General features: G+C 61.7%; 4 protein-coding genes, 2 pseudogenes and 1 riboswitch. Of the genes and pseudogenes, 4 read left to right on the top strand and 2 right to left on the bottom strand.

Features of this window, described 5'->3' with window-relative positions; genetic code table 11:
* Together M1B34_RS33560 and M1B34_RS33555 are read right to left on the bottom strand one after the other, a co-directional pair.
* Nucleotides 1–917 (bottom strand): annotated as a pseudogene (locus M1B34_RS33560) (formate/nitrite transporter family protein); the annotation flags it as partial.
* Between the two features lie 144 nt (nucleotides 918–1,061).
* Nucleotides 1,062–1,457 (bottom strand): acyl-CoA thioesterase, encoded by a 396-nt coding sequence (locus M1B34_RS33555; protein WP_123327591.1) that lies wholly within the window; start codon nucleotides 1,455–1,457, stop codon nucleotides 1,062–1,064.
* A 193-nt stretch (nucleotides 1,458–1,650) separates the two neighbouring features.
* Nucleotides 1,651–1,757: riboswitch (S-adenosyl-L-homocysteine riboswitch) on the top strand.
* Between the two features lie 22 nt (nucleotides 1,758–1,779).
* On the opposite strand from M1B34_RS33555, the gene M1B34_RS33550 reads away from it, so the two are divergent.
* The 4 genes and pseudogenes from M1B34_RS33550 to rhlE2 form a co-directional block, all read left to right on the top strand.
* A complete protein-coding gene (locus M1B34_RS33550; RefSeq protein ID WP_123327592.1) occupies nucleotides 1,780–3,189 on the top strand; it encodes an adenosylhomocysteinase in 1,410 nt (469 codons plus the stop codon).
* A gap of 180 nt (nucleotides 3,190–3,369) precedes the next feature.
* Nucleotides 3,370–4,215 carry a methylenetetrahydrofolate reductase [NAD(P)H] gene (gene metF, locus M1B34_RS33545; protein WP_268267419.1) on the top strand — a complete coding sequence of 282 codons (846 nt, stop codon included), beginning with the start codon at nucleotides 3,370–3,372 and terminating at the stop codon, nucleotides 4,213–4,215.
* 127 nt (nucleotides 4,216–4,342) lie between these two features.
* Nucleotides 4,343–5,145: pseudogene (locus M1B34_RS33540) on the top strand (substrate-binding periplasmic protein).
* A gap of 226 nt (nucleotides 5,146–5,371) precedes the next feature.
* Nucleotides 5,372–7,021: RNA helicase RhlE2 (gene rhlE2, locus M1B34_RS33535; RefSeq protein WP_268267418.1), on the top strand; the 1,650-nt coding region annotated here is incomplete at its 3' end.

Below are 7,021 nucleotides of genomic sequence, written 5' to 3'. Positions count from 1 at the left end.
CGACGCACCGGTAGAAGCTGCCAGCGACGCCACTGATTCATTTGAGTCTGCCGCGGATCGGAGCGCTCCGATCCGCGCCTTGTTGGGCTGGCCACTTTCACTGCGCACCTGGGCATGGCTGATCAAGGCAAAGATGCAACTGCCGCCGATGATGTTGCCGCCAGGGTCGGACCGGCAAACACGCACCAGAAATCCCGCCACGGCAATTCGCCGGCAAACACCAAATATGAGACTTCGGCCGACCCCACGACGATATGGGTGAAATCCCCGAGCGCCATCAGGTAGGTGATGAGGATGATGATCCACATCTTCGCGCTCTCCATGGACGGGATCATCCAGACCATGGTGGCGATCATCCAGCCGGAAATGATGCCCTTGGCGAACATCTGCCCGCTGTCGTTCTCCATGACCTTGCGGCCAATGTCGAGAAAGGCCAGGTCGGTCTTGGTGTCGAAAATCGGCAGATGCAGCATCACGTAAGCCACCAGCAAGGTGCCGCACAGATTCCCCACCAGCACCACACTCCACAAACGCAACAGCCGCCCGAAATTGCTCAGGTTCGGCTTGCTCATCACCGGCAGCACGGCGGTCAGGGTGTTTTCGGTAAAGAGTTGCTGGCGCGCGAGGATCACCGCCAGAAAGCCCGCGCAATAGCCAAAGCTGGCGATCACCTTGAAGCCTTCGCCGTCCGGCAGGCGCGAGTTGAGCAGGCCCATGCCCATCAGGGACAAGCCCATGGTCAGGCCGGCCGCCAGCGCTGACCACCACAGGGCGGCCACACTGCGCTCCAGTTCCTGGTCACCCTGGGTGCGAATGATCTCGTGCAGGACCGCGGCTCGCGGTGGCTGGTTATGGTCGACTTCTTGCTGCTCCTCGGCCGACAGACCGGGGGTTTTACCGTCGTTTTTGGCGTCCATAAAGCTCCTGAACCTGGCGAGTCATTTTAGCTACGACACGCGGGGTTCAGGGCTGTTCCGTAGGAGCAGCCGGGCGGCGCTCTGCTTGCTGACGAGGGCGATGATCGGGCGCATCCGCCGGCCAGCCTACGGCTACGGGTGGTGTCAGGCTTCGTCCTGGAACTGGTCTTTGACGTACTTGATTTCGGTACGGCCGTGGGGGGCTGGCAGACCGTCTTCGCCGAGGTTGACGAACACCATCTTCTCGACGGTCAGGATGGATTTGCGGGTGATCTTGTTGCGCACTTCGCAAGTGAGGGTGATCGAGGTGCGACCGAATTCAGTGGCGGTGATGCCCAACTCAATGATGTCGCCCTGGCGCGAAGCGCTGACAAAGTTGATTTCCGAAATGTACTTGGTGACGACCCGCTGGTTACCCAGCTGGACAATGGCGTAGATCGCCGCTTCTTCGTCGATCCAGCGCAACAGGCTACCGCCGAACAGGGTGCCGTTGGGATTGAGGTCTTCGGGTTTTACCCATTTGCGGGTGTGGAAGTTCATGGGGCGCAGGCCTCTGAGGGGGTGGATAGAGGGTAGTTGATGCCCCCAGCTTCAAGTTTCAAGCCACAAGCTGCAAGTAAAAACCGAGTGGCGCTTACTTGCCGCTTGAAGCTTGCCCCTCGCCACTCAAAGAACGCTATAATCGCCACCGTTTCAAAACGGTCATCTGCACTTGATACCGTTTTCCCGCCACCCGTCCGAGGGGCGCTGCAGCAGGCATGACCTGTCAGGCTCGGATGGGGCGTTGTTGATACAGGGCTGCCTGTCTCGGCACTAAACGCACAACGGCGCCCATTCGCATACTTACGAATGGAGGCTCTTCATGAGCGCTGTAAACACGCCTGCAGATTTTACCGACTACAAAGTCGCCGACATGTCCCTGGCTGCCTGGGGCCGTCGTGAAACCATCATCGCCGAGTCGGAAATGCCGGCCCTGATGGGTCTGCGTCGCAAGTACGCCGGTGAGCAACCGCTCAAGGGCGCGAAAATCCTCGGCTGCATCCACATGACCATTCAGACCGCCGTGCTGATCGAAACCCTGGTTGCCCTGGGTGCCGAAGTGCGCTGGTCGTCCTGCAACATTTTCTCGACTCAGGACCAGGCCGCCGCGTCCATCGCCGCCGCCGGTATCCCGGTATTCGCCTGGAAAGGCGAGACCGAGCAAGAGTACGAGTGGTGCCTGGAGCAAACCATCCTCAAGGATGGCGCACCTTGGGACGCCAACATGATCCTCGACGACGGCGGCGACCTGACCGAGTTGCTGCACAAGAAGTACCCAGCTGTGCTGGACCGTGTTCACGGCGTGACCGAAGAAACCACCACCGGCGTACACCGCCTGCTGGACATGCTGGCCAAGGGCGAGCTGAAAATCCCGGCCATCAACGTCAACGACTCGGTGACCAAGAGCAAGAACGACAACAAGTACGGCTGCCGTCACAGCCTGAACGACGCCATCAAGCGCGGCACCGACCACCTGCTGTCCGGCAAGCAAGCGCTGGTCATCGGTTACGGCGACGTGGGCAAGGGCTCGGCTCAGTCCCTGCGTCAGGAAGGCATGATCGTCAAGGTTTCCGAAGTTGACCCGATCTGCGCCATGCAAGCCTGCATGGACGGCTTTGAACTGGTTTCGCCATTCATCGACGGCATCAACAACGGCACCGAAGCCAGCATCGACAAAGCCCTGCTGGGCAAGATCGACCTGATCGTGACCACCACCGGCAACGTCAATGTTTGCGACGCAAACATGCTCAAAGCCCTGAAGAAGCGCGCTGTTGTCTGCAACATCGGCCACTTCGACAACGAAATCGACACCGCTTTCATGCGCAAGAACTGGGCATGGGAAGAAGTGAAGCCACAAGTGCACAAGATCCACCGCACCGGCGCGGGCGATTTCGACCCACAGAACGACGACTACCTGATCCTGCTGGCCGAAGGCCGCCTGGTGAACCTGGGCAACGCCACCGGTCACCCAAGCCGCATCATGGACGGCTCGTTCGCCAACCAGGTACTGGCGCAGATCTTCCTGTTCGGCCAGAAGTACGCCGACCTGTCGCCTGCCCAGAAAGCCGAGCGCCTGACCGTTGAAGTACTGCCGAAGAAACTCGACGAAGAAGTGGCCCTGGAAATGGTCCGCGGTTTCGGCGGCGTGGTGACGCAACTGACCAAGACCCAGGCCGACTACATCGGCGTGACCGTCGAAGGCCCGTTCAAGCCGCACGCTTATCGGTACTAAGAGCAGCGGCAAGCTTTGAGCTGTAAGCGGCAAGCAAGAGCGGTTGGCTTGCTTGCTGTTTGAGGTTTGAGGCCTGCTTCTTCATCGTTTTTTGCAGTTGTGAGCCGCGGGCTTCAAATGCGGGAGTCGGCGCACCGCCCTCTTGCCGCTTGAAGCCTGCAGCTCACTGCTGGAGGCCCTATGTCCCAAGACCGTCGCTACAGCTTCGAGTTCTTCCCCACCAAGACCGATGCTGGGCATGAAAAACTGCTCGCCACTGCCCGTCAGTTGGCCGGCTACAACCCCGACTTCTTCTCCTGCACCTACGGTGCCGGTGGCTCGACCCGTGACCGCACGATCAACACCGTGCTGCAACTGGAGAGCGAAGTAAAAATCCCTGCGGCGCCGCACTTGTCCTGTGTCGGCGACAGCAAGGACGACCTGCGCGGCCTGCTGAGCCAGTACCAGGCAGCCGGCATCAAGCGCATCGTCGCCCTGCGCGGCGACCTGCCTTCGGGCATGGGCATGGCCAGCGGTGAGCTGCGCCACGCCAACGACCTGGTGAGCTTCATTCGTGAAGAAACCGGCAGCCACTTCCACATCGAAGTCGCCGCTTACCCGGAAATGCACCCGCAAGCCCGCAACTTCGAAGACGACCTGTCCAACTTCGTACGCAAGGCCAATGTCGGCGCTGACAGCGCGATCACCCAGTACTTCTTCAACGCCGACAGCTACTTCTACTTCGTCGAGCGCGTGCAGAAAATGGGCGTCAACATCCCGATCGTGCCGGGCATCATGCCGATCACCAACTACAGCAAGCTGGCCCGCTTCTCCGACGCCTGCGGCGCCGAGATCCCGCGCTGGATCCGCAAGCAACTGGAAGCCTACGGTGACGACACCGCGAGCATCCAGGCCTTCGGCGAGCAGGTCATCAGCGAAATGTGCGAACGCCTGCTGCAAGGCGGCGCACCGGGGTTGCACTTCTACACCCTGAACCAGGCCGAACCGAGTTTGGCCATCTGGAACAACCTGAAACTGCCGCGCTGATCAGCGACGGTTTCCGGCCAAGAAGGCCCCGGCGCAAACCGGGGCCTTTTTTTATGCGCAGGCCTTGAGCTAGAGCGGTCAGCAGCACCTCTAGCTATTTCATGATGCCTCAGCGTAATCTCCCGCCATGCTCGCCATTCCCCGGTTGCTGATAGCCCTTCTCTGCACTTGCCTGAGCCTGATGGCCCACGGCGAGAAGTTGCGCATTGTCACCGATCCCTGGCCGCCCTACGCCTACGAGGAAAATGGCCAGGCCATGGGCCTGGATTACGAAACCACGGCCATTGTTTTCCAACGCATGGGGATCGAAGTGCAGTGGCAATTCCTGCCCTGGAAGCGCTGCCTGGCCATGCTAGAGCAAGGGCAAGCCGATGCTGTGCTGGATATCTTTCATCGCGAAGAGCGAGAAAAACTCCTGCTTTACCCCAGCGAACCGCTCTCGGACGTCGAGTTCGTGATGTTCTACGCCAACCAGCGGCCCCACCCGTTCAAGCGCCTGGACGAGTTGCGCGGCCTGACCGTTGGCACCACCCCGGGCTACCTGTACACCGACGACTTCAACGACTCGCCGCTGTTCAAGCGCGAACCTGCCCCCACCCAGGAAGCCAACTTCGGCAAGCTGCTGCTGGGACGAATCGACCTGCTGATTACCGACCGCCGGGTGGGGCATTACCTGCTCGACACCCTGAAGATCCGCGACCAGGTCACCGAGAACCCCTTTGTGCTGACCCGCCAGGGCCAATTCCTTGCCGTGCGCCGCAACGCCGGCATGGACCTCCTGGTGCAACGCTTCGCCGCCGAGCTCAAGCGTTTCAAGCGTGAACGGCTTACGCCGAACTGAGCGCGCGATATGGCGCAGGGCCTAAAGGCAGAACGCCCCCGGCGACATCAGAAAAAACCGTTGAGCAGCAGGAAAGCAGCGTACCGTGATTGCTCTGTTATACTCCGGCCTCCCGCCAGGCTCACGCCCGGACGCTGGCCCCTGTTCAAGGCTTCTCGACACCGCTACAGCGCAGCTCAACAGCCCGCGCGAGCCGTCGCTGACCCGCCTTCAGAGATCTCAGCAGGACCGGACGGGATTGCGTCCCCTTAAACGCCATTCACGCCCGGTAAGACTATCCCTTTGGGCCAAGCCCTCACTAAAACAGGATTACTCATGTCCTTTGCTTCCCTCGGTCTCTCCGAGGCTTTAGTCGGCGCGATCGAAGCCGCCGGCTACACCCAGCCTACTCCGGTGCAACAGCGGGCCATTCCCGCCGTGTTGCAAGGTCGCGATCTGATGGTTGCGGCACAGACAGGTACTGGTAAAACCGGCGGCTTCGCCCTTCCGATCCTGGAGCGGTTGTTTCCCAATGGTCACCCGGACAAATCCCAGCGTCACGGCCCACGCCAACCGCGCGTGCTGGTCCTGACCCCTACTCGCGAACTGGCCGCGCAAGTGCATGACAGCTTCAAGCTGTATGCCCGCGACCTGAAGTTCGTCAGCGCCTGCATCTTCGGCGGCGTCGGCATGAACCCGCAGGTTCAGGCCATGGCCCGTGGCGTCGATGTACTGGTGGCCTGCCCTGGCCGCCTGCTCGACCTGTGCGGTCAAGGCAGCGTCGACCTGTCCCACGTGGAAATTCTCGTGCTGGACGAAGCCGACCGCATGCTCGACATGGGTTTTGTGCATGACGTGAAGAAAGTCCTCGCACGCCTCCCGGCCAAACGCCAGAACCTGCTGTTCTCGGCAACCTTCTCCAACGACATCACCGCTTTGGCGGGCAAGTTGTTGCACAACCCCGAGCGCATCGAAGTCACGCCGCCGAACACCACGGTCGAGCGTATCGAGCAGCGCGTGTTCCGCCTGGCCGCGAGCCACAAGCGTGCATTGCTGGCGCACTTGATCACTGCCGGCGCCTGGGAACAGGTGCTGGTCTTTACCCGCACCAAGCACGGCGCCAACCGCCTGGCCGAGTACCTGGACAAGCACGGCCTCACCGCTGTCGCCATCCACGGCAACAAGAGCCAGAACGCCCGCACCAAAGCCCTGGCCGACTTCAAGGCTGGTGAAGTGCGGATCCTGGTAGCGACCGATATCGCCGCCCGTGGCCTGGACATCGACCAACTGCCTCACGTGGTCAACTTCGAGCTGCCGAACGTCGACGAAGACTACGTGCACCGCATCGGCCGTACTGGCCGCGCCGGTCGTTCGGGCGAAGCCATCTCCCTGGTGGCGCCGGACGAAGAAAAACTGCTGAAAAGCATCGAGCGCATGACCAAGCAGAAAATCGCCGACGGCGACCTGATGGGCTTTGATGCCAGCGCCGTGGAAGCCGAGAAACCGGAAGTCCGCGAGCGTCCTGATGTGCGTAACCCGCGCAACGCCCGTGGTCCTCGTGGCGACGGCCCGAACGGCGGTGGCGGCGGCGGTGGTCGCAAGGACAAGGGCAAAGACAAGGGCGGCAAGGATAAACCTGCCGCTCGTGGCGATCGCCCAGCCCGTGAGCAGAAGCCTCGCGAAGGTACTCCGGCCCGCGAACAGCGCCAGCCAGCGCCACGCGCCGCCGCTGATCGTGCGCCTGACGAGTTCCTGGACGACGATATCGACAACTTCGGTAACCGTGTCGACTACGTGCCTCAACAGAAGCCGGCCCAAGGCCGTGGTCGCCGTCCGGGTGCTCCGGCCCAAGGCGCGGGTGCCGGCAGCGGTGCTCCACGTGGCGGCCAGCCACAGGGCGGTCGCCAGAATGGCCCGCGCAACAGCAGCGGCGGCACCACCGGCACTCCGCCGGCCAAGCGCAGCGGCCCGCGCAATGGTGCCCCC

The organism is Pseudomonas morbosilactucae (assembly GCF_023241715.1).
GTDB classification, from domain to species: Bacteria; Pseudomonadota; Gammaproteobacteria; order Pseudomonadales; family Pseudomonadaceae; genus Aquipseudomonas; species Aquipseudomonas morbosilactucae.
Note: the sequence above shows the minus strand (reverse complement) of the source record. Positions and strands in the feature narration are given on the sequence as shown.